At 57.1% G+C, this 24213-nt stretch carries 23 protein-coding genes and 1 tRNA gene; 18 read left to right on the top strand and 6 right to left on the bottom strand.

Annotation, left to right across the window (positions count from 1 at the left end; translation table 11 throughout):
- Nucleotides 1–12: 12 nt before the first annotated feature.
- The 4 genes from AB5I78_RS07715 to AB5I78_RS07700 are packed head-to-tail and all read left to right on the top strand — an operon-like array spanning nucleotide 13 to nucleotide 4061.
- Nucleotides 13–996 carry a Bug family tripartite tricarboxylate transporter substrate binding protein gene (locus AB5I78_RS07715; protein WP_370004338.1) on the top strand — a complete coding sequence of 328 codons (984 nt, stop codon included), beginning with the start codon at nucleotides 13–15 and terminating at the stop codon, nucleotides 994–996.
- 60 nt (nucleotides 997–1056) lie between these two features.
- A complete protein-coding gene (locus AB5I78_RS07710; protein ID WP_242194097.1) occupies nucleotides 1057–1515 on the top strand; it encodes a tripartite tricarboxylate transporter TctB family protein in 459 nt (152 codons plus the stop codon).
- 1 nt (nucleotide 1516) lies between these two features.
- A complete protein-coding gene (locus AB5I78_RS07705; RefSeq protein WP_106577026.1) occupies nucleotides 1517–3031 on the top strand; it encodes a tripartite tricarboxylate transporter permease in 1515 nt (504 codons plus the stop codon).
- Nucleotides 3024–4061, top strand: a complete 1038-nt coding sequence (locus AB5I78_RS07700) for an AbrB family transcriptional regulator (protein ID WP_369300702.1) — start codon at nucleotides 3024–3026, stop codon at nucleotides 4059–4061. The genes AB5I78_RS07705 and AB5I78_RS07700 overlap by 8 nt, the downstream gene beginning before the upstream one ends.
- 35 nt (nucleotides 4062–4096) lie before the next feature.
- Here AB5I78_RS07700 and ung read toward each other — a convergent pair whose 3' ends face one another.
- Complete coding sequence (ung, locus tag AB5I78_RS07695; RefSeq protein WP_369300703.1) at nucleotides 4097–4789, bottom strand: uracil-DNA glycosylase; 693 nt, start codon at nucleotides 4787–4789, stop codon at nucleotides 4097–4099.
- 136 nt (nucleotides 4790–4925) lie between these two features.
- Between ung and AB5I78_RS07690 the strand changes: the two genes are divergently transcribed.
- A complete protein-coding gene (locus AB5I78_RS07690; protein ID WP_369300705.1) occupies nucleotides 4926–6038 on the top strand; it encodes an enoyl-CoA hydratase/isomerase family protein in 1113 nt (370 codons plus the stop codon).
- A 7-nt stretch (nucleotides 6039–6045) separates the two neighbouring features.
- Here AB5I78_RS07690 and AB5I78_RS07685 read toward each other — a convergent pair whose 3' ends face one another.
- Together AB5I78_RS07685 and AB5I78_RS07680 are read right to left on the bottom strand one after the other, a co-directional pair.
- Nucleotides 6046–6474 carry a DUF3757 domain-containing protein gene (locus tag AB5I78_RS07685; protein ID WP_369300707.1) on the bottom strand — a complete coding sequence of 143 codons (429 nt, stop codon included), beginning with the start codon at nucleotides 6472–6474 and terminating at the stop codon, nucleotides 6046–6048.
- Between the two features lie 161 nt (nucleotides 6475–6635).
- Entirely contained in the window at nucleotides 6636–6971 is a 336-nt protein-coding gene (locus AB5I78_RS07680) for a hypothetical protein (RefSeq protein WP_242194112.1), read from the bottom strand.
- Between the two features lie 262 nt (nucleotides 6972–7233).
- Here AB5I78_RS07680 and AB5I78_RS07675 point away from each other — a divergent pair, with 262 nt between their 5' ends.
- The 8 genes from AB5I78_RS07675 (at nucleotide 7234) to AB5I78_RS07640 (ending at nucleotide 17316) form a co-directional block, all read left to right on the top strand.
- The gene (locus AB5I78_RS07675) at nucleotides 7234–8856 is read left to right on the top strand and encodes a methyl-accepting chemotaxis protein (protein ID WP_145162868.1); all 1623 of its coding nucleotides are present in this window, start codon (nucleotides 7234–7236) and stop codon (nucleotides 8854–8856) included.
- A gap of 84 nt (nucleotides 8857–8940) precedes the next feature.
- Nucleotides 8941–9153, top strand: a complete 213-nt coding sequence (locus AB5I78_RS07670) for a cysteine-rich CWC family protein (protein ID WP_369300708.1) — start codon at nucleotides 8941–8943, stop codon at nucleotides 9151–9153.
- Nucleotides 9153–9845, top strand: a complete 693-nt coding sequence (locus AB5I78_RS07665) for a pseudouridine synthase (RefSeq protein WP_369300710.1) — start codon at nucleotides 9153–9155, stop codon at nucleotides 9843–9845. The genes AB5I78_RS07670 and AB5I78_RS07665 overlap by 1 nt, the downstream gene beginning before the upstream one ends.
- 304 nt (nucleotides 9846–10149) lie before the next feature.
- Nucleotides 10150–11034 carry an alpha/beta fold hydrolase gene (locus AB5I78_RS07660; protein WP_145162862.1) on the top strand — a complete coding sequence of 295 codons (885 nt, stop codon included), beginning with the start codon at nucleotides 10150–10152 and terminating at the stop codon, nucleotides 11032–11034.
- Nucleotides 11035–11233: 199 nt separating this feature from the next.
- A tRNA-Gly gene (locus tag AB5I78_RS07655) sits at nucleotides 11234–11307 on the top strand.
- 88 nt (nucleotides 11308–11395) lie between these two features.
- Nucleotides 11396–13363, top strand: coding sequence for a tyrosine-type recombinase/integrase (locus AB5I78_RS07650; RefSeq protein ID WP_369300712.1), 1968 nt, complete (start codon nucleotides 11396–11398; stop codon nucleotides 13361–13363).
- 241 nt (nucleotides 13364–13604) lie between these two features.
- The gene (locus AB5I78_RS07645; RefSeq protein ID WP_369300714.1) at nucleotides 13605–16493 is read left to right on the top strand and encodes a DEAD/DEAH box helicase; all 2889 of its coding nucleotides are present in this window, start codon (nucleotides 13605–13607) and stop codon (nucleotides 16491–16493) included.
- 244 nt (nucleotides 16494–16737) lie between these two features.
- Nucleotides 16738–17316: a recombinase family protein gene (locus AB5I78_RS07640; RefSeq protein WP_369300715.1), complete on the top strand. Its 579-nt coding sequence runs from the start codon at nucleotides 16738–16740 to the stop codon at nucleotides 17314–17316.
- On the opposite strand, the gene AB5I78_RS07635 is transcribed toward AB5I78_RS07640, so the two are convergent.
- Nucleotides 17291–17935 carry a hypothetical protein gene (locus AB5I78_RS07635; RefSeq protein WP_369300716.1) on the bottom strand — a complete coding sequence of 215 codons (645 nt, stop codon included), beginning with the start codon at nucleotides 17933–17935 and terminating at the stop codon, nucleotides 17291–17293. The genes AB5I78_RS07640 and AB5I78_RS07635 overlap by 26 nt on opposite strands.
- A 175-nt stretch (nucleotides 17936–18110) precedes the next feature.
- Between AB5I78_RS07635 and AB5I78_RS07630 the strand changes: the two genes are divergently transcribed.
- From AB5I78_RS07630 to AB5I78_RS07615, 4 genes are all read left to right on the top strand, one after another.
- On the top strand, nucleotides 18111–18578 hold the full coding sequence (locus AB5I78_RS07630; RefSeq protein WP_083225742.1) for a helix-turn-helix domain-containing protein: 468 nt from the start codon (nucleotides 18111–18113) through the stop codon (nucleotides 18576–18578).
- A 129-nt stretch (nucleotides 18579–18707) separates the two neighbouring features.
- On the top strand, nucleotides 18708–19076 hold the full coding sequence (locus tag AB5I78_RS07625) for a DUF2513 domain-containing protein (protein ID WP_065869382.1): 369 nt from the start codon (nucleotides 18708–18710) through the stop codon (nucleotides 19074–19076).
- 833 nt (nucleotides 19077–19909) lie between these two features.
- Nucleotides 19910–20434 carry a DUF3833 domain-containing protein gene (locus tag AB5I78_RS07620; RefSeq protein WP_242194118.1) on the top strand — a complete coding sequence of 175 codons (525 nt, stop codon included), beginning with the start codon at nucleotides 19910–19912 and terminating at the stop codon, nucleotides 20432–20434.
- Nucleotides 20435–20458: 24 nt separating this feature from the next.
- Nucleotides 20459–20764 carry a DUF6482 family protein gene (locus AB5I78_RS07615; RefSeq protein WP_200623599.1) on the top strand — a complete coding sequence of 102 codons (306 nt, stop codon included), beginning with the start codon at nucleotides 20459–20461 and terminating at the stop codon, nucleotides 20762–20764.
- Here AB5I78_RS07615 and AB5I78_RS07610 read toward each other — a convergent pair.
- Together AB5I78_RS07610 and AB5I78_RS07605 are read right to left on the bottom strand one after the other, a co-directional pair.
- The gene (locus AB5I78_RS07610) at nucleotides 20761–21954 is read right to left on the bottom strand and encodes an MFS transporter (protein WP_369300718.1); all 1194 of its coding nucleotides are present in this window, start codon (nucleotides 21952–21954) and stop codon (nucleotides 20761–20763) included. The genes AB5I78_RS07615 and AB5I78_RS07610 overlap by 4 nt on opposite strands.
- Nucleotides 21951–23114, bottom strand: coding sequence for an MFS transporter (locus tag AB5I78_RS07605; RefSeq protein WP_369300720.1), 1164 nt, complete (start codon nucleotides 23112–23114; stop codon nucleotides 21951–21953). The genes AB5I78_RS07610 and AB5I78_RS07605 overlap by 4 nt, the downstream gene beginning before the upstream one ends.
- A gap of 95 nt (nucleotides 23115–23209) precedes the next feature.
- On the opposite strand from AB5I78_RS07605, the gene AB5I78_RS07600 reads away from it, so the two are divergent.
- Complete coding sequence (locus AB5I78_RS07600) at nucleotides 23210–24103, top strand: LysR family transcriptional regulator (RefSeq protein WP_369300722.1); 894 nt, start codon at nucleotides 23210–23212, stop codon at nucleotides 24101–24103.
- The last annotated feature ends 110 nt before the right edge of the window (nucleotides 24104–24213 follow it).

Raw genomic sequence — 24213 nt, 5'->3', positions numbered from 1 at the left:
ACGGAGATAAACATGACCTATTCACTGCGTAAATTGGCCCTCGCCGCCGGCTGCATGCTGTTCGCCGGCCAACTGCTGGCCGCCGACGAACCCAAGCGCCCGGAGTGCATCGCCCCGGCCTCGCCCGGCGGTGGCTTTGACCTGACCTGCAAACTGGCGCAAAGCGCGCTGGTCAACGAAAAGTTGCTGAGCAAGCCGATGCGCGTCACCTACATGCCAGGTGGCGTGGGCGCGGTGGCCTATAACGCGGTGGTCGCTCAGCGCCCGGCGGACGCTGGCACGCTGGTAGCGTGGTCCAGCGGTTCGCTGCTGAACCTGGCCCAAGGCAAGTTCGGTCGCTTTGATGAAAACGCCGTGCGCTGGCTCGCCGCCGTCGGCACCAGCTACGGCGCCATCGCGGTGAAAGCCGATTCGCCCTACAAAAACCTCGACGATTTGGTCAAAGCCCTGAAGAAAGATCCGGGCAGCGTCGTTATCGGTTCTGGCGGCACCGTCGGCAGCCAGGACTGGATGCAAACCGCACTGATCGCCAAGGCTGCCGGTATCAACCCGCGCGACCTGCGTTATGTGGCACTCGAAGGCGGCGGTGAAATCGCCACCGCACTGCTCGGCGGTCATATCCAGGTGGGCAGCACCGACATCTCCGACTCCATGCCGCACATCCTCAGCGGCGACATGCGCCTGCTCGCCGTGTTTGCCGAAGAGCGCCTGGACGAGCCGGAAATGAAGAATATTCCGACCGCCAAAGAGCAAGGCTACGACATCGTCTGGCCGGTGGTACGCGGCTTCTACCTCGGGCCAAAAGTCAGCGATGCCGACTACGCCTGGTGGAAAGACGCGTTCGACAAACTGCTGGCCTCCGAAGAGTTCGCCAAGCTGCGTGACCAGCGTGAGCTGTTCCCGTTCGCCATGACCGGCCCGGAGCTGGACACCTACGTGAAGAAACAGGTGGCTGACTACAAAGTGCTGGCCAAAGAGTTCGGCCTGATCCAGTAATCGCCCCTCTTTTGGACGGCCGCGCCCTCCTCGACGGGCGGCGCGGCCCAGGAGTTTCACATGCTCTTACAACGCATTTTCGCCTCAGTCATGCTGCTGGTCTGCGCCGGCCTCGCGCTGATGGCGTGGCCGTATCAGGCGGCGTTTTCCTACGAGCCGGTCGGGCCTCGCGCCTACCCGCTGCTGATGCTCGGGCTGATGAGCCTGGGCCTGATCTACATGCTGTTTCGCCCACAGCCCACCAAGCACACCGAAGAAGAACCGGCCCTGGACCGCGACACGCTGATCAAGATCGGCATCTGCGTGGCGCTGTTGATCGTGTTTGCCGGCACGTTCGAGCCTCTGGGCTTCATCCTCAGCAGCATGCTGATCGGCATCCCGATGGCGCGCCTGTATGGCGGCCGCTGGTTACCCAGCGTGGTGATCGTCACCTTGATGGCAATCGGTCTTTACCTGCTGTTCGACAAAGCCATGGATGTACCGCTGCCCCTCGGCCTGCTTGAAGTTCTGGAGAACTGATATGGACACGTTCAGCTACTTGGGCCAGGGCTTCGGCGTTGCACTGACCCCTTACAACCTGGTGACTGCCCTGTGCGGCACCTTGATCGGCACGGTGGTCGGCCTGCTGCCGGGCCTTGGCCCGATCAACGGCGTGGCGCTGTTGATCCCCATCGCGTTCGCCCTGGGGCTGCCGCCGGAGTCGGCGCTGATCCTGCTCGCTGCCGTCTACCTGGGTTGCGAATACGGCGGCCGTATCAGCTCGATCCTGCTGAACATTCCCGGCGAAGCGTCCACCGTAATGACCACCCTCGACGGCTACCCGATGGCCCGCAAAGGCCTGGCCGGTGTGGCACTGTCGTTGTCGGCGTGGAGTTCGTTCATCGGTGCGTTCATTGCCACCTGCGGCATGGTGCTGTTTGCGCCGCTGCTGGCTAAATGGGCGATTGCCTTCGGCCCGGCGGAATATTTCGTACTGATGGTGTTCGCGATTGTCTGCCTCGGCGGCATGGCCGGAGACAAACCGCTGAAGACGTTCGTGGCGGCGCTGATCGGCCTGTTCCTCTCAGCCGTCGGCATCGACGCCAACAGCGGCGTGTACCGTTTTACCGGCGACAACATCCACCTCACCGACGGCATTCAGTTTGTCGTATTGGTCCTGGGTTTGTTCTCCATCAGCGAGATCCTGTTGCTGCTGGAAAAAACCCACCGCGGCCAGGAAGCGGTAAAAGCCACCGGACGCATGATGTTCAACCTGAAGGAAGCGTCTGCAGTCTTCGTGGTTAACATCCGTTGCGGCTTGCTGGGGTTCATCATGGGCGTCTTGCCGGGTGCCGGCGCGACACTCGCCTCGGCCGTTGCCTACATGACCGAAAAACGCCTGGCCGGTGCCAGCGGTAAATTCGGCCAGGGCGACATGCGCGGCCTCGCCGCTCCGGAAACCGCAATCGGCGCCTCCGCCTGCGGCGCGCTGGTGCCGATGCTGACCTTGGGCGTACCCGGTTCGGGCACCACCGCTGTGATGATCGGCGCATTGTCGCTGTACAACATCACCCCGGGCCCGCTGCTGTTCCAACAGCAACCGGACATCGTCTGGGGCCTGATCGCGTCGTTGTTTATCGCCAACATCATGCTGGTGATCCTCAACATCCCGATGATCCGCATCTTCACGCGCATCCTCGCCGTGCCGAACTGGGCGCTGGTGCCGGTGATCGCCATCATCACCGCAATCGGTGTGTATGCGGTTCACGCCACCACCTTCGACCTGTTTCTGATGGTCGGCATCGGCATCTTCGGCTACATCCTGCGCAAGCTGGACTTCCCGTTGTCGCCCGTGCTGCTGGGCTTCATCCTCGGCGGCCTGATGGAGCAGAACCTGCGCCGCGCGCTGTCGATTTCCAACGGCGCGCTGGACATCCTCTGGTCCAGCCCGATCACCTTTGGTGTGTGGGTGCTGACCGCGCTGATGCTGGCCTTCCCGCTGGTGCGCATCTACCGCAAACGTGCCCTGCAGCGTCGTGCCCTGGCCGATGTCTGAGGTCACCTTTAAGCAATGGTGGGCAACACCGCTGGTCGGCCTGGCCGGCGGTTACCTGGCCAGCCTCGTCGGCTGGCCTTTGCCTTATATGGTCGGCTCGTTGCTGGCGATTATCCTGGTGCGCTGCCTCACGCCGTGGCAGTTGGCGGAGATTCCCGGCGGGCGCAAATGCGGCCAATGGGTGGTGGGCATCGGCATCGGGCTGCACTTCACCCCGGTGGTGATCGAGCAAGTCATGAGCCACTTCGGCCTGATCTTCTTCGGCGCGCTGATCACCAGCCTGTCGAGCATTGTCGGCGTGTGGTTGATGCGCCGCAGCGGTGAAGACCGCGCCACCGCGTTCTTCTCCAGCATGCCGGGCGGTTCCGGTGAGATGGTCAACCTCGGCGCACGCAATGGCGCGGTGCTCAGCCGTGTCGCGGCGGGCCAGAGTCTGCGGGTGCTGGTGGTGGTGCTGTGCGTGCCGGCGATCTTCAAGTATTGGCTGGAAGGCGGCGCGCCGCAGTTTCATCCGGCGCCGGTGAGCTGGAGCTGGCTGGCGCTGCTGTTTGCGATAGGAGCCCTGGTCGCCTGGGGCTGGCAGCGTTTACGTCAGCCGAACCCGTGGCTGTTTGGGCCCTTGTTGGTCAGCGCAACTGCCAGCGTTGTGTGGGACTTGCACTACGGCCTGCCCGACGGCGGCAGCCAGATCGGCCAATGGTTGATCGGCAGCGGCTTGGGTTGCCATTTCAACCGTCAGTTCTTTCGCCGGGCGCCGTCATTCATGGGCCGCACCTTGATCGGCACGGCCTTGACCATGGCGCTTGCAACACTGGCGGCTGTGGGCTTGAGCGCGCTGACGCAGCTGGATTTGCGCTCACTGACCCTGGGCATGATGCCCGGCGGCATCGCCGAAATGAGCCTCACCGCCGAAACCCTGCAGCTGTCGGTGCCATTGGTAACGGCGATGCAGGTGATGCGTTTGTTGTTCGTGCTGTTTCTGGCAGAGCCGTTGTTCCGGCACTGGAACCGCCAGCCAGAAAAATCCTAAACCCTGACGCAAATCAAAATGGATTGCGGCAGGCTTTAAGCCGGCGGCAACCGCCACTCGATTGGCGTCTCGCCATTCTGCTCAAGAAATTTATTGGCACGGCTGAAATGCCCGCAGCCCAGAAACCCGCGATACGCCGACAACGGTGACGGATGCACCGACGTCAGTACCAGGTGCTTGGTCGCGTCCACCAGCTTCTGCTTGCTTTGCGCATGGGCTCCCCACAGCAAGAACACCAAGTGCGGCTGATGTTCACTGACCACTTCGATAATCCGATCCGTGAAGAACTGCCAGCCCTTGCCCGCATGGGCGTTGGCATTGGCGCGCTCAACGGTCATGGTGGTGTTGAGCATCAGCACGCCCTGATCCGCCCAGCTTTGCAGGCAACCGTGGTTGGGAATATCGATGTTCAAGTCGCGCTTGAGTTCTTTATAAATATTGACCAGCGAGGGCGGCGTCGGCACGCCCGGTTGCACCGAGAAGCACAACCCGTGGGCCTGACCGGGCCCGTGGTACGGGTCCTGGCCCAGAATTACCACTTTGACCTTGTCCAAAGGCGTTGAATTGAGCGCATTGAAAATCAGCGGGCCTGGCGGGTAAATCTCTTTGCCAGCAGCGTGTTCCTGGCGCAGGAACTCGCGCAGTTGGGCCATGTAGGGCTGCTCGAACTCATCCCGCAGGGCGTGTTTCCAGCTGGGTTCGAGTTTGATACGGTCGCCGTCGGTCATGGTGTGTTCGTCGCGTAGAAAAAGAATGGGCGAACCCTAGGAAAGCAGGCCCCGCTTGTCAATTGATCTGACACACCACCGGCACTTTCCGTTGGACCGATCATACTGATCCTTCACTTTCTCGATTGAGGTCACGATGAACCTGCACTTCGAAGAGCTGACCGGCAGCGACGGCGCCCGCCTTGGCATCGCCAGCCTGGACGCTGAAAAGTCGCTCAACGCGCTTTCCTTGCCGATGATCCTGGCCCTGACCGAACGTCTGGATGCCTGGGCCAAAGACCCGAATATCGTCTGCGTACTGCTGCGCGGCAACGGGCCAAAGGCCTTCTGCGCCGGGGGTGAAGTACGTAGCCTGGCCCAGGCCTGCCGTGAACGACCCGGCGTTGTGCCGGCACTGGCCGCCGATTTTTTTGCGGCGGAATACCGCCTCGACTATCGCTTGCACACGTACCCGAAACCGCTGATCTGCTGGGGCCACGGCTATGTGCTGGGCGGAGGCATGGGCCTGCTGCAAAGCGCTGCAATACGCATCGTCACCCCCAGCAGCCGTTTGGCGATGCCCGAAATCAGCATCGGCCTGTACCCGGATGTGGGCGCAAGCTGGTTCCTGTCACGCTTGCCCGGCAAGCTGGGGTTATTCCTGGGCCTCACCGGCGCGCATATGAACGGCCGCGATGCCGTAGACCTGGGCCTGGCCGACCGTTTCCTGCGCGATGACCAGCAAGACGAACTGATCGAAGGCTTGCTGCAACTGAACTGGCAGGAACAGACCCCGATGCAGCTCAACAGCCTGCTCAAGGCACTGGCCCAGGAAGCCGTCAGCCAGCAACCGCAGGCGCAGTGGCTGCCCCGCCGCGCACAGATCGATGAATGGTTGGATGTGGGCGATGTGCGCTGTGCCTGGCGCGCCTTGAACCTGTTGCGCGACCACGCCGACCCGCTGTTCAGCCGTGCCGGCAAGACGCTGGCCGAAGGCTGCCCGCTGACTGCGCATCTGGTGTGGGAACAGGTCGAGCGCGCCCGGCACTTGTCATTGGCCGAGGTCTTCCAGATGGAATACACCATGAGCCTCAATTGCTGCCGTCACCCGGAATTTGCCGAAGGCGTACGCGCACGGTTGATCGACAAGGATCAACAACCCCATTGGCATTGGCCCGAGATCAACACGGTGCCGGAGGCTGTGGTGCAGGCGCACTTCACCAAGGTGTGGGAAGGCAGGCACCCGCTGGCGGACTTGTCCGACTACTGACAGGCAATCAATTCTGGCGCCCGACCGTAAATGCACAATTGTCCGGCTGGCTGTCCTGACAAATGTAGACATCTTGTTCGAGTGGATCGGTGGCGAGTTCCCAATGCAGGGACTTCGTCAGCGACATCGTGCTGAGGGCCCCCGGCATGTCATACCGCAACGCCAGGCTTCGCCCGCTGCCCATCCGATAAACGCAGCGGTCCAGGTAGCCGTTCTCGCGATCCTTGCCCTGGCCGGGGGTGAAGAGCGCACCGATAAACCGATCCGCGAAGTCATCGGCGTCGACCTTCGGGCTTCGCCAATGAGAGTGTTTATCCGACGCTTGAAAATAGCCGCTCACGTATTTGACCGATGAAGGGTAGGGACAGCCCTGTTCCGCATTCGCTTGCGCCATGCCACCCGCTAACAATAAGAACCAGCACACACGTTTGATCAAAGAGCATTCCATAAACCCACCGCCTCCTCAGAGACGCACAACGGCGTCCCCAGCAGTGGAATGCAGATCAAACGCTTGCGATAGCTGTTAGAAATGACAGTGCCGACGAACGGCATGCATAAAAAAGCGGCGCCTGGGGCGCCGCTTGGGGGCATTACCTGTCAACGATGGCCGCCACCGCCGCCGCGTCCGCCACCATGGCCCGGCCCGCCATTGCCCCACCGATTGTTCCAGCCCTGGCCTGGATAAGGCCGGTAAGCGGGCCGTGGATAATAACGCGGGGCCGGTTGGTAATAGCGCGGCGCCGAATAGTAACGTGGCGGCGGCGCATAGTAGCTGCGCCCATATTGATAGTAGGCAGGGCCACCGTAGTAATAGGCCGGTGCCGGCGCGGTGTAGACCTCGGAGCGATAGTAAGTAGCACCTCCATCGTAATAAGGCACACAGGCGCAAAGGGTCAGACCGAGTAAAGCGCTGAGCAGCAGTCGTCGATACATGGCGGCCTCCTGGACCGCGGAAGAGCACCTCCAGCGACGCGGGAAGGCGGCATTCAGCTTTCACTGAATGACGAAACATCTGACATCAAAAACGGAATCTGGTGCGTTTTCGTAACGGTTTGATACATCTACTCAGGCTGTATCGATTCAGTAAATTAATCTGGATCGCAACTTTGTTGATTACCATAATGTCACTATGACATCGCATGGCGCCAGGGAGGCCCTAGCATGCACTCATCGCCACCCCGTCCGGACTCGACTCATGAAAATCTCAACCAAACTGCTGCTCTCCTTTCTCTTGTGTGCGCTGGTCACCCTAGGGGTCGGCCTGCTGGGAATCAAAGGGGTGGTTCGCCTCTCTTCGGCACTGGAGCTCACCTTCTCCAATAACCTGGTGTCGGTGAGCAACACGGCCGCCACCCTCAACGGCCTGGTCGCCCATAACCGCGGCCTGTACCGCTTGATGGATGCCAGCAAAGGCGACGTTTCCCCCCAGGATCGTGACCGTGTGCGCCAGGACATCGCCCAGGAACTCAAGCGCAGCCAGGCGTCCTACGCCACCTATCGCGCAACCCCACTGGAAGATGACGAACGGGCGGCCGGAGATAAACTCGACCAGATGTGGCCCTCCTACATCAGCAGTTCCGAACGCATCATGGCGCTGATCGACAGTGGCCAGGGCGATCAGGCCCGCACCCTGCTCAACACCACCAACAATGAACTCTTCCGCCAGGCGCGCGAGCTGATCCGCGTGATGATCGAGTCCAATAACCGCCAGATCAAAGAAGGCGCGATCGCTGCCGAGGAGCTGCGCAACAGCGCGTTGACGTGGATGATCAGCGGCATAGTGCTGGCCTTCCTCATTGCCATCATCGTTGGCATGTTGATCACCCGCCTGATCACCCGGCCCATCGCTCAGGCGGTCGAAAGCGCACAGCGCATTGCCAAGGGTGACCTGACCCAGGCAATCGTCACCGAACGCACCGACGAAGCCGGGCAATTGCTGATGGCGCTGTCGGATATGCAGGGCGGCCTGAAAAGCACCCTGTTGGAAATCGCCAACGCCTCCGATCAGCTCGCGTCGGCAGCCGAAGAACTGAGCGCGGTCACCGATGAAAGCAGCCGTGGCCTGACCCGCCAGAATGATGAGATCCAACAAGCGGCCACCGCCGTCAACCAGATGACCGCAGCCGTGGACGAGGTGGCCAGCAACGCGGTCTCGACCTCTGAAGCCTCGCGCCAGGCCACCTCCGAGGCCGAAGATGGCCGCCAACAAGTGGAACAGGCAGTGTCCGGCATGAGTTCGATGGTGGTCGAGATCAACGACTCCACCCAATCGGTTGCAGACCTCGCCAGCCAAGTGCGAGAGATCGGCAAGGTCATCGATGTGATCCGTGGCATCGCCGACCAGACCAACCTGCTGGCCCTCAACGCGGCCATTGAAGCCGCCCGTGCGGGCGAGCAAGGGCGTGGTTTTGCAGTGGTCGCCGATGAAGTGCGGGCGCTGGCCCACCGTACGCAGACGTCCACGGTGGATATCGAGAAGATGATTGGTGAAGTGCAGACCGGTGCCGACGATGCGGTCGCAGCCATGAACAAGAGCCTGAGCTGGGCCACCGACACCCAGGCCCTGGCGCAGAATGCCGGCGAGGCGCTGCAACGGATCACCGCCAGTGTGGCGAAGATCAATGAACGCAACCTGGTGATTGCCTCCGCCTCCGAGGAGCAGGCCCAGGTGGCGCGCGAAGTCGACCGCAATCTGCTGAACATCCAGGACCTGTCCACCCAGACGGCCGCCGGCGCCCATCAGACCAACGCCTCCAGCCAGGACCTGTCGCGCCTGGCCACTTCGTTTAAAGTATTGGTCAGCAAGTTCCAGCTCTGAGTAGCCTGGGCAGGGTCGGCCCTGTATCGTACAACGCACACCGAGACTCTACGCAAACTTGTCCGATCCAGCCCGAACCTGCCCATGACCACGCCATCACTCTGCCCCGCCTGCGGCGCCCGCAACGGCTGCGCCCTGGCTGACCCACGTACGGTCGACCAGGCCTGCTGGTGTTACAGCGTCACCATCGACCCGGCAGTACTGCAAGCCCTGCCCGACGCGTTGCGCAACAAGGCCTGCCTGTGCCCCCGATGTGCCCACGTCGATGCGCAGTTGCGCGGAGTCGAGCCGAGGTAATGCGGGTTGATCGTTTCCTCAGTAACCTGCCGCGCTTCAATCGCCAGCAAGTGCGCTTGCTGCTGGTTGAGCGACGGGTGACTGTCGATGGCGTGGCGGTCAGCGATCCGCACCATGAGGTGCGTGAGTTCAGCCGCGTGTGTGTCGACAATGACGTGCTGCAAGCCGGCAAGCCGGCGCGCTACTTCATGCTGCACAAGCCCAAGGGGTGTGTCAGCGCCACAGCGGACCCGCAGCACCCGACCGTGCTGGACTTACTCGATGAGCCGGACAAAGATGAATTGCACATTGCCGGTCGTCTGGATTTCAACACCACCGGGCTGATGCTGATCACCAACGACGGCCAATGGTCACGGCGCCTGACCCAACCGCAGACCAAGCTGCCCAAGGTTTATCGCGTGGAAACCGAACAGGCCATCACCCCGGCGTACGCGGCAACTTTCGCAGCCGGTGTGTATTTCGCGTTTGAAGACCTCACCACGCAGCCCGCCGAGCTGGCACTGCTGGGGCCAACGACTGCGCGGCTGAGCATCATTGAAGGCCGCTATCACCAGGTCAAGCGCATGTTCGGGCACTTTGATAACAAGGTCATCGGCCTGCACCGTGAGCGGATGGGGCCATTGGTGCTGGATGACTCGCTGGCGCCGGGCGAATATCGGGCACTGACTGAAAACGAAATCCTCGCGGTCTGACGACCGTTCGGCCGATGCTGGCAATAAACCAGCTTGTTGGCTTGCGACCTGGCGTCTGTGGTGCTTGAATCAAGACGTCAGCCAAATTATGACTGGCGAGTCGCCTATAACCTCCAAGAAACACCTTGCCCCGCCCGCGCTTGATTTACGGGCCCCTCAGGCAAACAGCCCGCCCTAACAACAGCCGTCGGCCAGCCGTCATCGGACCGACATGGGTGCTCCTCTTCCAGGCGTATGCCTACCTGTCATAAAGCTCGTGCAGAGTGATCTGCGCGCCCTACCCGCTTGCCAGGAGTCTTACGACATGAGGCCAGAAATCGCTGTGTTGGATATACAGGGTCAGTATCGGGTTTACACGGAGTTCTATCGCGCGGATGCTGCTGAAAAGACCATCATCCTGGTCAACGGCTCCATGGCCACCACGGCGTCCTTCGCCCAAACCGTGAAAAGCCTGTACCCGCAGTTCAACGTGGTTTTGTACGACCAGCCCTACGCTGGCCGCTCCAAAATCCACAACCGCCACGAGCAGATGCTGACCAAAGAAGTCGAAGGCCAGATTCTGCTGGAACTCATCGACCACTTCGCCGCCGAGCACGTGCTGTCATTTTCCTGGGGCGGCGCTGCCACCCTGGTCGCCCTCGCTGCGCGACCGCGTCGCGTGGAAAAGGCTGTGATCAGTTCGTTTTCCCCGGTGATCAACGCGCCGATGCGCGATTACCTTGAACGCGGTGTGGACTACCTCGGCAATCTCGACCGCGACCGCGTCGGCCACCTGGTCAACAGCACTATCGGCAAACACCTGCCGTCGCTGTTCAAGCGCTTCAACTACAAACACGTGAGCAGCCTGGCCGAGCACGAATACGGGCAGATGCATTTTCACATCAGCCACGTGCTCAACAGCGACCGCCTGTGCTACCTCAAGGCAGCGCGGCAAATCGACATTCCAGTGCTGTTTTTGAATGGTGAATGGGACGAGTACACCAGTGCCGAGGATGCCAAGCTGTTTGGCCAGCATGTGGCCAAGAGCAGCTTCAGCACTGTTCAGGCGACCGGGCATTTTCTGGATATGGAGCACAAGGCGGCGTGTCGGGACAGCCGGGACGCGGTGGTGGGCTTTTTGAAACCGCAGCGACAGGTCAGTCGTTTGCGCTACCACCAGGGCCAGACACAGCATGCCTTTGCGATTTGAAATGAAAGCACTGCATAAACGCCCGCTTGGGCGGGAGCCGGGCTTGCCCGCGACGCAGGCACCTGTGTGTCAGCCACACCCAGGTGATGTATCGCGGGCAAGCCAGCTTCCAAGTGAGCTTGAGCGACGCAACCCACACATTTTTCGAAGAAAAACTTCAAATCCCGATGAACATCTGGTACAAAGTCAGCCGCTCTGAGCGGGTATAGTTTAATGGTAGAACAGTAGCTTCCCAAGCTTCCGACGAGGGTTCGATTCCCTCTACCCGCTCCACTTCTCTCTTAACTCATTGATTTTCCTCAAATCTAACGAGCAGAAAGCGAGATTGTCACGTAGTCCTCCTACTAAGGACTCCTACAACGTGACGCAACGCAACAACCTCTACCGCCGTTCGAGCGGAATCTACGTCCTTCGCATCACCGTCCCGGCTCGCTATCGCGTTCAATTGGGGCAAAGAGAAATTCACACGTCTACCCAAACCACTGATCTCAGCTCAGCGAAAGCTGTAGCATCGCACCTAATGGCGCGGTGGCATTCATGCATAAGTGAGCTGAAAAAAGTGAATGAGACGAAGGTGATTGAGGGGAGCCCTCTGCTAGCAGGACCCGGGCTAATCAGCATTCAAGATTTCTGCGAGACCTTTGAGGTCGAGCCTGCGCTGGTGCTAAGAGAGATTCTGAACCACAAAATTCCCATCGCGTGCAGGCTGAATGCCCATCCAATATATTGGGTTGACGATTACACAATAGTGGACCGACAAGAAGATACCGGCGGCTTTGTCCTGGACAGTGCATTTGAGTTGGGCATACCGCAAACCTTCACTGGACACCTCAGACCTTTCCATCGCAGCCATACGATTGCAAATATAATTGAATGTGGCTACTCCGACGAAACCGCGTTTCGCTTCAAGCTAAATACTCGGACAGCAGCCTTCTGTGACCTACCCGGTATACGGTTTACTACCAGCTCGGTCTTTATCACAAAGATTCAAGCCGAAAAAATTAGGGCTCCATGGGTAAAAGCCTTAGCGGACAAAGCGGCGTTGCTAGCCGCCACCTCAACCCCAACGGCATTCATTTCCGCCACCTCAGCCCCACAATCACTAAGTTATGAATGCTGTAGACCGGATCGAGCCAAAGAATCCGTTTCATCTTTAATGGTTCAATTCCTGAAAAGGAAACAGCTCAAGTGGAAGCCCGATCAGCAGAAGAGGATGGCTACACAATGTGGCGCATTTGTAGAGCTCATGAACGATCCTCAATTGGGGGCCCTAAACCGACAATTGATTTGGGACTACGAGGCAAAACTCCGGAAAATGCCAGAAAATAGGTATAGCGCAGCTCGTCGCCATAAAACCCAAGACGCAAATCAGCTACTAGCAATGGCCGAGGAACATGGAGAAACTCGCCTTTCATCTGCGAGTGTTGAACGCTACATGGACTCACTGTCGAGTATGTTCGCATGGGCGGTCGACAATATGATTCTCACTCTGAATCCGGCAAAAAGAGTGATTGAAAAATCGAAAAAAACCACACGAAATCAAGATGATCGCTTCTTATTTGAAAAGGTATACCTTGACAAGATTTTTTCTGCACCTTGGTTTTCAATAGGAACAGGTGAAAGAAACAAGCAAGGAAGATTCTATCAATTCCGTCCTCACTTCTACTGGCTACCATTGCTCGGACTCTACACAGGCGGCAGAATAAATGAGCTCTGCCAACTTTATATTGACGACTTAAAAATCTCCGAATCCGGAGTATATTATCTTGACTTCAATCTCGACACCCCCGACAAGATGGATGCCGACGTGCGCGATGGCGTAGTGACTGATGGATCAGATAAATCCTTAAAGACTGTCAACTCCAAACGAATCATACCCCTTCACCCTCACGTGATAGAGCTAGGATTCCCGGCTTATGTCAAAGCGTTATCTAAAGCTGGCCATAATCGCCTGTTCCCAGAACTCAAGCGCGATGCCATCAAAGGTTACGGCAAACCAGCAGGGAGCTGGTTCAACGAGCGCTTCCTTGGTAAACAGTTGCTTGTCACCCGTGACGGAAAGCGAACCTTCCACTCTTTCAGGCACAATTTTATTACTGCTTTGAACGAACAAGAGGTTCCGTCGGACATCATTGCTCAGATGGCAGGTCATATCAGAGGTTCAACAGAGACCGCAGGCCGTTACAGGAAAGATGCCGAAGCTGACCGATTGTTAACTTACGTCAAGCTACTTAATTATGAGCTTCCCCAAGTAAAGCCTTTTGTTATTACAGATGGCCTGGATGCGATCACTGATGCATTGCGACGAAAGTCGCATGCACCCCAATAGCAAAAAACTATTGGTTGAGCTAAATATTGTATGCAGAAAAACTGGAATATGGAGGAATATCACACCCCATCTTTTCCGGATCCTCTATGGCTATCGGTCATCTAGCCTTAATAGCTACGTTCCTAGGCTCCCCGTAACCGATACATTTCGCCGGCAATATGGTGGCAAAATGACTTGACATGTGGTATTTCGTATTCATACCCAGGCCGATCTAAGCCGGAACAACGTCAAGGACGCACAGATGAAATATGAGTTTCCTGATAATCACTGCCTTACACAGAACGTTATAACCAAATTATCGTTGTTTGACGGTGAGGTATCTTTTACGGATGCTCAATTTGGGGCCCTAGACTGCGGCGTGGGAAGAGGGGAGAGTCTACTCGTAGTCTCACCGACTTCGACTGGCAAGACTCTGATTGGGCTCTGGGGTATCGCGCAGAATCTTGAACGAGGTGCTAACGCGGTTTACTTGGTCACGCACCGTGCATTAGCACAGCAAAAAATGTCAGACTTCCGTAGTCAGCTACTCAACGACTTCCTAAATGGTGATCATTCCTCCTTGGTGCTCGCTACAGGAGACTCTGTCAAAGACGCGGCTGGTGAAAATTGTGCAGATCCTTTGGGGGCCCGTGTTTTAGTTGCTACGTATGAAAAATATCTAGCTCTGCTGTCTGCCTCCGGCATCCCATCTGATATGCGCAATACTGTAGTCGTATGCGATGAGATACAAATTATTGCAGATGAGAGTCGTGGGCAAAGCGTTGAAGTTTTGCTTTCGTTACTTAGGAGAGTTGGATGGTTGCAGTTTATTGGTCTCTCGGCAGTTCTCGACACTAAAGATGCTAGGGAGTTGAGCGACTGGTTGGGCGTTAAGTTACTATTGAGCCCTGCCCGCGAAAAACATATAGAATACAGCTGCCATACTCCAAGCGGGCTGATTACGGCAAATACAGGCCAGCTAGACCTTCTTATTGGACCAATACAACAGACCCCTAACATACTAGATGCCATCGCCCTCGTTAAACATGTGGTAAAGCATGAGCCCGGTAGCCTCCCCCTAATAGTGTTCTGCATGACCGTGAAGGACACTTACACTCTAGCAGAATTGCTCTTGGGTCCTATTGCCCCCGGACAGGGCAGCCTGGATTTTGACGGTTTACCCGCCACATTTGCAAATGAGTTTCTATCTAGATCCATGGGTAAGAGAATTGCAATTCACAACGCTGACCTAACAGACGATGAACGTGGAGTTGTTGAAGCCAAGCTTTTGAGTAAAGACCTGGATGTTGTATTCGCCACTACGACCCTGGCAGCAGGCGTTAATTTTCCACTAGCGTCTGCAATTTTCTCAAAATTCTCAAGATATAATTTCCCCCGAAAAGCATATATCCCGATTGACTCTGCCGAGTTCCACAACATGGCAGGCAGGGTTGGCAGAATGGGATATGAGGGAGTAAGTGGGAAAATATTTTATTTTGCCAAGTCCCAGTCCGAAGCCATAGATGCGCGAAAATATCTTAACTTTGGCTCCATGCCGTTGATCAAAGCTAGAATAAGCCCTGACAGATTCAACCTACTCGCACTACAGTTAGTCTCGTCTGGGCTATGTGTAACCGAGGGGCAGGTAGCAGAGCTAATACTAGGCACATTTAGCGCGATAAGAGAGTTAGAAAAAAACCCCGTAGCATATCAACGTTGGCCGCACCGGATATCTCTAGCTGTAGGGGAACTTGTAGCGCAAGGCTACCTGCTACTGTCAGACTCAAAACAACTGTCGGCTACAGTCGTAGGAAAGGCAGTTGGCCTAAGCGGCCTGACACCTGAAACATCCACCTACCTACTAAAATATATTTGTGAAAAACAAGACTCGCTAACATCCTGCCTGCCGAAGATTGACAACCTGGGCGACATGGATAAGTTAATTTTTCTTCTTTTTTCCGCTGCATTGAACAGCCCGGAGTTTGTGCCTATGAACGGAAAAGGGGTGACTCGAAACCTACCGTGGGCTTTAGAAAAACACCCTCTTTTCAACGCTGATATTTACAAGGACAGTTTGGCTGAAACAGTATGGAGAGCAAACCTTAAACCTGTTAACGGCGCTCATATTTGCTCGATGTGGGCGAAAGGAGCTCAGCTAAAGGATTTAGAAGGATTAGCACCTGACCTCAGAGCTGGTGCAATTAGAAGCCTAATTTGTGATCTTAGCTGGGTGCTTCAGGGGCTAGCTTCTATTTTAACAGCTGTTGTTGATCGCAGAACACCTACTGAACTACTTCCATCGGTTATCACAGACACTATGCCCGACCTTAGAAAGCTGGCGAGGCTTCCAAGGGTCATCAGACGGGTTATTATGCGCCTCACATTTGGCTTGCCGGACAATGTGCTCTGGCTTATGGAGCTAAATGCCGACTCTGAGAAGTATAAGCTCCAGCGTGAAGAAATACTTGCCCTTGGTGCTGCTGGCTATTCAAGTCCTCAAAAGCTGATGCTTGGGTCGCAAGAAGCTGACGATTGCCGCAAGGAAGTTTTTATAAAAGCAAAACCCGCACCAGTAGTAAAGGCAAACTGGCTTAGAGATGCCGTGCGCGATTGGAAGACGGAGTCTCGCAAAAAAGCTTCAAAATATCATATCAAACGCGCAATGAACTTAGATAGCGTTGTTTATTTTAAAGACTATTACGAGTCACTCGGAGACTTTTTCGAACTTGCGTTTGAGCGACTACTAACGCATTTGGGTATAAACCATACAAAATTGGACTCCAACAAAACTACAGGTGCGCCCGACTATTTGATAAGCCTTGAAGGCTCGCCACACCTTATCTTTGAGCTAAAGTCAAAACAAGGAGACAAACTCGTTGATTACAATGACGCAACTGAGGTTCTTTCAGCGTCTGAAATACATGGCTACAAGGACACTTCTTGCGTGACCTTATGCCATCCCGGTGTTGATCCAAGCGTGCCCTTAGCAATCAACTCATGCACAAGATTAAGCGTAGTCGAAAGCCATGACTTAGCGGAGGCTTTGCTGCGTTTAAGGCAAGGTTATTTGACTCAGATGCAGCTCTGGCAATGGCTGACTACTCCAGGACAGGCAGTGTCTGATGATCTTCCATTTGTTGAGTATGATTGATACTCCTTGATATCTGTTCGCTCGCACCCTACGGGAATCGCGTGCAGGGTGTATTTTATAATCTGGGGAGAGTGTGCTCTCTTCAGTTGTAATTTATACATCCTGCAAACTATGCCAACAAACGACCGTTTTCTGGCATCCATAACAGCCTCGCACAAGACCTGTCAGAAAATTAGCCTTGGCTTTCCTGGCATGGCGTCCTATTTTCGACACCGTTTTCTGACACCTCAAGGGACACGGGCAAATGGCTACTACTTTCGCTTATGGCAGAGTATCAACAGGACTGCAAGAGACCCTCAACCAACGTCTAGAGCTAGAGAACGCCGGATGGGTCATAGATTTCTGGTTCTCAGACACAGTGAGCGGGAAAACCCACGCAGCTCAGCGCCCGGCATTCCGAGAGCTGTTGAGTAAGATTCGGGATGGGGAAACACTCGTAGTGTCCAAGCTAGACCGGCTAGGGAGAGATGCGATTGATATTCTTCAGACCGTTCGAATGCTCGGCGAACGCAGCATCCGAGTCGTTGTGCAACAGCTAGGGTCCACCGACCTAACCTCTCCAGCAGGAAAGCTATTGCTATCAATGCTTGCGGCAGTTGCTGAAATGGAACGGGACTTACTAATCGAACGCACTCAGGCGGGACTGGTAAGAGCCAAGGCACAAGGAAAACAGCTTGGCAGGCCGCCCAAGCTCACGCACAGACAGCGTTCCGAAATCACGACAGCTCTCGACGAGGGCATGAGTATCAGCGCTCTATCGAAGTTATACGCGGTCTCAAGGGCGACCATCGCCGGGGTCAAGGCCGATCAGAAACATCCATAAGACCGCCGACTCGCAGGATGGAGTCATTGACCGTTGATATGTGTTCTGCAAAAGGACTCACGGGGCGGAATGAGGAGTCATTAACTCCACGAAACCAGACCGCAGTCCAGCCAGCAGAGTCCGAGTATTGATTCGATTTCCTGATACGGCTTACGTAAACGCCAACCTTACAGCCAGCAGCGCCCGTATCCGGCCAAGGCTCATCTCGGCAAGTTACATCGGCATTCTGATTGACATGCAGGCGATACTTTTTGAAGACACCGGCGGCACCATTTTTGTAGCCCCGTGCAGGAATGATCTTTAGGGACGAACTGTCGTGATTTCCCAAAGCATTTTCAACTTCACAGGCACGAATATCATCAATCAGAGACCTGAGCTTAGGGGATACATCGCTGTAGCACTCAGAGCCTTGGTCGGCCGTTGCGATACCTTCATCCGAAAGCAGCGATTCAGGTGCAGAATCTTCTTTCGCCTTTAGGGCACTGATTTGTTGAGTCTCGCTGATAACAGGTTTCGTAACGATCTCGGCGCCGTCTTCGCCCTCCGAACACCGGCTAACTCCTTGCGTTATCAAAAACACAATCCCGACACACCCCGCCAGCTTCATAACAAACTGCATCGCACACATCCTTTTATGGTTTTCGCTCGCCCAAACGTGCGCTTACGAGACATGCACGTAGGGACCTGCGCCTGTTAGCTCCGGCATAGCAACACTGCTACGAAATTCTGACCATGCTTAAAATGTTCCGAATAGAGCGTGGCCGATTAGTCTACATCGCGGCGACATTCGAGGTATGAAAACTCCACTACGAGAACGCTTCGGCTTGCGAGTCAAAGCATTGAGGCTCGCCTCCGGTTTAAGCCAAGAAGCATTTGCGGACCATGCGTCTATAGCCCGCAGCTACATGAGCCGCATCGAACGCGGTATGGCTAACCCCTCTTTAGATGCCGTAGAGAGCCTTGCAGATGCTTTAGGTGTAGATCCGAGCCAGCTGTTTGAGATCGTTGAGCCACCAGCGCCATACGAAGCCGCAGTAGAGGTGCCCTACGCCGCAGACGGGACGTGCTTTCATCCCGGGCTAGCAAGCCCGCGAGACGGCTCATTCCGCGTTGGGGAAAAATCCGCAGAGCTTCGCTTTGGTTCGTTTGAAGAGGCGTTGGCATATTTGAGGACGATGCCGGTAGCGAAGTGGAGAAGACCCAACAAGAGCGGTAACTGGGGACTCGTTACATCAACGAGGTGGAGCCTGCTTTCACGCTAGCTCAACAACGGACGTCAATCTGTTGCTTTACGCTCTACTTACGTTGCGTTTTCGATCTCATAAGACGCCGCCACCAAGCAGGTAACGCAGCTTAAGATCAAACACTCAAAGCAGAATCATGGAGGAAATATGAAACGTGATTGGGATGTGATCAGGGATGTATTGATCGAGGTCGAAGCCCTCAGCTTCAGTGACCGTGACCATTTCGGCTACGAACTCAGCTATGCACAGCAGGACGAAGATACTAGCGAAGCGGAACACGCGTTGCTGCTGTGGGAAGGCGGGTTCATTTCTGGAATTGATGCTGGCTCTATGGATGGACCAGCAATTATCGGCCCAAAGCTGACGTGGGAAGGGCACGAACTGTTAGAAACCATTCGAAGCCAAGCCGTGTGGGAGCGCATCAAGTCGACGGCAAAATCAAAGGGCATTGAGCTGACACTGGAATCAGTAAAGCTCATAGGAAAATCAGCTCTGGCTTGGGTGCTAGCCAATTAAACCACCCATGTATCGCTGTGTTTCAAATACCTTCCGGTAGAGAGAGGTTGCATTTCCCCAACCCCGCTGACGCGGAGTTAGAGGAACCTCAGCCTACCGAAAGGACTCACCTTCCGTATAGATTGCTTCCGGCCTGTGGCTGAATTATCACAACGCCCATGCTAAGGCAGGTTAGGTTTCACATGGGGCTGCTCGCGACTCGGCTTCAGCCACCCTTCCGGGCATCTCTACCGACGACCTCTATGCCGCGTTCCTTCTGAGGCCTGCTGCGTGTCACTGCATTAGAATCGTGCCCGAACGTAAGGACGCCGATAGAGCACGAAGTGAAGACCCGAAATGTATACCAAAAATCACATTTCCAATCAAGCGAGAAATTGTCCCGCTCCAACTTTCCGAACATTTATATCCGCCAAACTCAGCTATAAGGATTGATCAAAAGACGAAGCAGAGAAGGAATGCAATGCCATCACACCACCCCACTGTTTCTAAGGGTTTGACCTTCCCAGATCCCGCATGAGCAAGACTGATTGCACCTTCTCACTCCTACAAATCCCTCCTACAATTCATGCTGAATATTCCTATAATTCAATGGCTTACGTGACATGTGGATTTGGGTTCGATTCCCTCTACCCGCTCCACTCACATTTCGCGCCTACGTCAGTTACGACGCAGGTGCACAAAAAACCGGTCCTTGCGGCCGGTTTTTTTATGGGCGCGATCTGTGCATTCGTCACCTGCCGCGCGCAAACCTGTACAAATCAATATTTTTGTACAAGTATAAATACCAAGCGCTGGCGCTTCGCCGCGCACGATTACGATCACGGAGCCCGGCGATGACACGTCTGCTGATTTCATTGTTGCTGGCGTTAAGTTTGAGCAGTTGCGGCAACGTCGAGGTCGCCCACTACGCCGACCAGAAACCGCCATTGGACCTGGAGCGTTTCTTCAGCAAGCCCGTCAAGGCCTGGGGGATTTTCCAGAAGCGTTCGGGCGAAGTGGCCAAGCGCTTTGAGGTCAATATCGCCAGCCGGCGCGAGGGCAACGCGCTGATTCTCGACGAGCGCTTTCTGTACAGCGATGGCACGCGTCAGCAGCGCGTATGGACGCTGACCCCGGATGGCCCGGGGCGCTGGCGCGGTCGAGCGGGTGACGTGGTCGGCGAAGCGATCGGCGAAGTCGCGGGTAACGCACTGCGTTGGCGCTACCGGCTCAACCTGCCGGTGGACGGTTCGGTCTACGAGGTCAGTTTTGATGACTGGATGTACTTGATGGACGAAGACACGCTGATCAACCGCTCCAGCATGACCAAGCTCGGCGTCGAATGGGGCCAGGTCACGCTGTTCTTTCGTCGCCAATGAAACAACCCACCGCGAGGGTGAACCATGAACCTAAAAATGCTCACTGAATTGGCCGAGAAAGGCGAGATACGCGAGTTGGAGTTGCTGTCGCTGGAGGGTGGCTTCTACATCGCGCGGGTCAGATTGGATCATGTCGAAATGACGCTGGTGGACGATGACGCCAAGCCCATGCGCATCGGCTCCACCACGCACTTGCGCGACCTGCTGCAGCGGGTTCCGCCGTTTCCGTGTGTGCTGGTGCAGCACAGCGTGCACGATGAAATGTGCGGTGTCCGCGAAGGGCCGATCGGCGCGTTGCGTATACCGTTTACGCTGGCCTCGCCCCTTTAAACCCCATCACGTATCCCACGCTGCACCACCCACGCCAACGGCAAGGTCACCAGCAACATCACCGCCAGCACCATCACCGCCATCGGCACACCGAGCGCATCGCCGACCCCGCCGAACACCACCGGCGCCAGCGCTCCGCCGCCAATGGTGCCGGTGTAGAACACCGCAAAGGCCTGCTCACGTTTGCCTGCGCTCGCCAGGTCCGGGACGGCGCCGTAGAGCACAGAAGACGTGCCGTTCAGCGCCAAGCCTAGCAGCGGCAACATCACCATCAAGCCACTCAGCGGCAGGTACACGGCCGTGACGATCAACAGCGCGGTGCTGGTTTCGGTCAGCCAGACGGTTTTCATCATGCCAATGCGCGCCCCCAGGTAGCCGCAAAGCAATTTGCCGAACGCACCGCCAATGAACAGCATCGTCAGCGCCAGCCCAATGCCCGCCGTGCCAGCGCCTTTGGCTTGCAGCAGAAACGGCAGAAACGTGAGAAAGCCCATGCGCACGGCGCTGTCGAGCGTACCGGTGAGGATCAGCGCACGCAGGCCTGCGACCGAGCCCGTGCCACCGGGCGGCCGGGCTTTTTCGGTGGCACCGGACTCGCGAACTTGAGCCGGCACTAGCCACCACAGCAATCCCGCTGCCGCCAGACCGAGCAGCCCCAGCAGTGTGGCGCTGGCGCGCCAACTGACGACGGTAAGCAGCAGGCCCACCACCCCAGGAATCAGGGTTTTGCCGATATCGCCGCTGAAGTTGTACTGGGACAGCGCCTGCTTGACGCCACCACCATCCTCATAAGCGTCGGTGATCATCGAGGAGGCCAAGGGGTGTTGGGTGCTGGCGCCCAAACCGCCCAGCAGCAACGCCAACAGCAACAGGCTCAGCGATGTGGCTTGCCCCACCAATAAATAAGCGACACCCGCAAGCGCAGTGCCACCCACCAGCAACGGCAAACGGCCCCAGCGTCGGGCGGCGCGGCTGGCCATCAGTTGGAACACGGCCATCATTGCGGAGTAGGCGCCACGCAACAGGCCGATCTGGGCGTAGGCCAAGGCGAACTGCGCCTGCCAGATCGGCAGCAACACATAGATAACGTCGGTGAGGCCATCGTGTACGGCGTGAGCGCTGCAACCGGCGATCAGCGCGCGGCGCCGGCTGGAGGTTTCGCGCACAGGCACAGCAACAGTGTCATTCATGGTGTCGGGACCGGCTCAGGTTTGAGGGGCTTCCAGCCCGTCAGGGCGATCAGCAGGGTCAGCAGTTGAAAACCGATTATCAGCGCCACACAGCCGGCCCAGTCCCAGCGTTCCCAGATCAATGCCGGGACGATGGCACCGCAACTGCCGCCCAGGTAATAGCACGTCAAGTAAACCCCCACGGCGCCAGACTTGCTCTCACCGGCGGTGGCACTGATGAAAGCATTGGCGGCGGCCTGGGCAAGGAACACGCCGGTGGAACTGAGCGCCAGGCCCACCACAATGCACCACAGCGACGGCGCCAGGGTCAGCGCCGAACCACCCATACCGAGCGCGGCGGCGACCGCCAGCAGTTCGGCGTGAGGTCTGGCTTTGCTGAGGCGCCCGGCGATGGGAATCACGATCAACGCCAGCAAAAACACCATGTAAAGCGTGCCCAGCGCCGCAGGCCCCAGGTTGAACGGTGGCAGGCCAAGGTGCAAACCTGCGTAAGTAAATGCCGCAACCTGGGAGAACAACACGCAAAAACCTACGCCGTATGCCGCCAGCAAAGGTCGGCGAAAAACACCTGAAGAAACCGCTCCAGGCCGTTCGCCGCGCGGTCGACTGGCGGGCAACAGAAACTGAATAAACCCACCGACCATCAGGCTCAACACCGCCAGCAGTTCGAACGCTTCGCGCCAGCCCACGTATTGCGTCATCACACCGGTGACGAAACGCCCGGCGAACCCGCCCAGTACCGTGCCCGCCACGTACAGGCTGGTGACCTCGGTCACCCTCGCGCCACGCCAACGGTCGCCGATGTAAGCCACGCTGGTGGCAAACACCACCGGGATCAACATGCCCTGCACAAACCGCCACACCAGCACTTCGGCAAAACTGCTGGCGTAGGCGGTCATCAGCGCAGGAACGGCCAGCAGCAGCGCGGCCACAGCGATGACCGTGCGCTGTTCGAAGCGCCCGGTCAGCCGGCTGACAAAGGGCGCGGTGATCGCCACCGCCAGGGTGGTGACCGTGATGCTCCAGCCCGCGTCCTTGGCGCTAATATGAAACTGCGCCGCAAAGGTCGCGAGGATGCTCTGGGTGGCGTAGAGGTTCAGAAACGCCGCGCAGCCACACAGGAACAGGGCTAGACGGGCACAATGCAGGCGCGGTTTCATGAAACCTCTCGTTTTATTTTGTAACGCCTTTATAGAATGGCCGTCGGGTCTTAAACCAATACCGATTTCGAACCGATCAATACCCAAGGATCAGGATGCTCGACCTACGCAAGCTGCGTTACTTTCTGACGGTCGCCGAAGAATTGCACTTCGGCCGCGCGGCACTGCGCCTGCACCTGGCCCAACCGCCGCTGACCCGACAGATTTCAGCGCTGGAGACAGAGCTGGGGTTCAAGCTGTTTGATCGCACCAGCCGCACGGTTTCTCTTACCGCCCAGGGTCGTTCGTTCTTGCCCTACGCGCGCGGCGTGTTGGAGCAGGTTGAATTGGCACAGGTCATCGCCGGCAAACTGGCAGCGGGCACTGCAGGCCAATTGGCGCTCGGGTATGTCAGCTCGATCGCTTTGTCGGACCTGTTCAGCCAAGCGATCCAGGCCTTCGCCCAGCGCTTGCCCGATGTGCAGTTGACCTTGGTGGAGTGCGCCTCTGGCAGCCTCGGCGCGCAGGTGGCAGACGGCCGGCTGGATATCGGATTGAGTCGGCTGTTGCCGCAGACAGCAGACGTTCACGCGTTGTCGTTGGGCGAGGAGCGGCTGGTGGCCGCGGTGTCCAGCGACAGTGCGCTGGCCAAGCTGGCACAGGTCAGCTTGACGCAACTCAGTGCGTATCCGCTGATTCTGTTCCCGGCCGACTACGGGTCGGGCCTGAACCAATCCATCGAGCACCTTTACCGCCGCCACGCCCAGCCTTTGCGCGCGGGGCCAACCGGGCGGCAGATCACCTCGATCATTGCCTTGGTGGCCGCCGCGCAAGGCGTGGCGTTGGTGCCCGCCTGCACCCAAAGCCTGATGAACAAGGGCGTGACGTATCGGCCGCTGGTGGAGGCGGATGCGTGCGCGCAATTGTTGGTATTGACGCCCGCGCAAAGGAAAAATGTATTGGCTGATGCATTTCTCGCCATCCTTGCGCAGGTGTTACACAGCCGGTAATGCCTTGGAAAACACCGTAAGACCTCGATGCAACAACACGCCGAGACGCTCATTCAACACCGACCATCGACCGTCGTCAGACGGCGTGTTCGTCTCGCGATTACGGGGAT

It is taken from the genome of Pseudomonas sp. N2-3-1-14, assembly GCF_041228395.1.
GTDB lineage: Bacteria > Pseudomonadota > Gammaproteobacteria > Pseudomonadales > Pseudomonadaceae > Aquipseudomonas.
Note: the sequence above shows the minus strand (reverse complement) of the source record. Positions and strands in the feature narration are given on the sequence as shown.

Excerpts from the sequence above, each read along its gene's own strand:
- AB5I78_RS07700 (WP_369300702.1), top strand. The coding sequence starts at position 3,024 with ATGTCTGAGGTCACCTTTAAGCAATGGTGGGCAACACCGCTGGTCGGC.
- AB5I78_RS07710 (WP_242194097.1), top strand. The coding sequence starts at position 1,057 with ATGCTCTTACAACGCATTTTCGCCTCAGTCATGCTGCTGGTCTGCGCC.
- AB5I78_RS07665 (WP_369300710.1), top strand. The coding sequence starts at position 9,153 with ATGCGGGTTGATCGTTTCCTCAGTAACCTGCCGCGCTTCAATCGCCAG.
- AB5I78_RS07675 (WP_145162868.1), top strand. The coding sequence starts at position 7,234 with ATGAAAATCTCAACCAAACTGCTGCTCTCCTTTCTCTTGTGTGCGCTG.
- AB5I78_RS07690 (WP_369300705.1), top strand. The coding sequence starts at position 4,926 with ATGAACCTGCACTTCGAAGAGCTGACCGGCAGCGACGGCGCCCGCCTT.
- ung (WP_369300703.1), bottom strand. The coding sequence starts at position 4,789 with ATGACCGACGGCGACCGTATCAAACTCGAACCCAGCTGGAAACACGCC.
- AB5I78_RS07625 (WP_065869382.1), top strand. The coding sequence starts at position 18,708 with ATGAAACGTGATTGGGATGTGATCAGGGATGTATTGATCGAGGTCGAA.
- AB5I78_RS07660 (WP_145162862.1), top strand. The coding sequence starts at position 10,150 with ATGAGGCCAGAAATCGCTGTGTTGGATATACAGGGTCAGTATCGGGTT.
- AB5I78_RS07600 (WP_369300722.1), top strand. The coding sequence starts at position 23,210 with ATGCTCGACCTACGCAAGCTGCGTTACTTTCTGACGGTCGCCGAAGAA.
- AB5I78_RS07670 (WP_369300708.1), top strand. The coding sequence starts at position 8,941 with ATGACCACGCCATCACTCTGCCCCGCCTGCGGCGCCCGCAACGGCTGC.
- AB5I78_RS07620 (WP_242194118.1), top strand. The coding sequence starts at position 19,910 with ATGACACGTCTGCTGATTTCATTGTTGCTGGCGTTAAGTTTGAGCAGT.
- AB5I78_RS07715 (WP_370004338.1), top strand. The coding sequence starts at position 13 with ATGACCTATTCACTGCGTAAATTGGCCCTCGCCGCCGGCTGCATGCTG.
- AB5I78_RS07680 (WP_242194112.1), bottom strand. The coding sequence starts at position 6,971 with ATGTATCGACGACTGCTGCTCAGCGCTTTACTCGGTCTGACCCTTTGC.
- AB5I78_RS07605 (WP_369300720.1), bottom strand. The coding sequence starts at position 23,114 with ATGAAACCGCGCCTGCATTGTGCCCGTCTAGCCCTGTTCCTGTGTGGC.
- AB5I78_RS07640 (WP_369300715.1), top strand. The coding sequence starts at position 16,738 with ATGGCTACTACTTTCGCTTATGGCAGAGTATCAACAGGACTGCAAGAG.
- AB5I78_RS07630 (WP_083225742.1), top strand. The coding sequence starts at position 18,111 with ATGAAAACTCCACTACGAGAACGCTTCGGCTTGCGAGTCAAAGCATTG.
- AB5I78_RS07705 (WP_106577026.1), top strand. The coding sequence starts at position 1,517 with ATGGACACGTTCAGCTACTTGGGCCAGGGCTTCGGCGTTGCACTGACC.
- AB5I78_RS07635 (WP_369300716.1), bottom strand. The coding sequence starts at position 17,935 with ATGCAGTTTGTTATGAAGCTGGCGGGGTGTGTCGGGATTGTGTTTTTG.
- AB5I78_RS07645 (WP_369300714.1), top strand. The coding sequence starts at position 13,605 with ATGAAATATGAGTTTCCTGATAATCACTGCCTTACACAGAACGTTATA.
- AB5I78_RS07615 (WP_200623599.1), top strand. The coding sequence starts at position 20,459 with ATGAACCTAAAAATGCTCACTGAATTGGCCGAGAAAGGCGAGATACGC.
- AB5I78_RS07610 (WP_369300718.1), bottom strand. The coding sequence starts at position 21,954 with ATGAATGACACTGTTGCTGTGCCTGTGCGCGAAACCTCCAGCCGGCGC.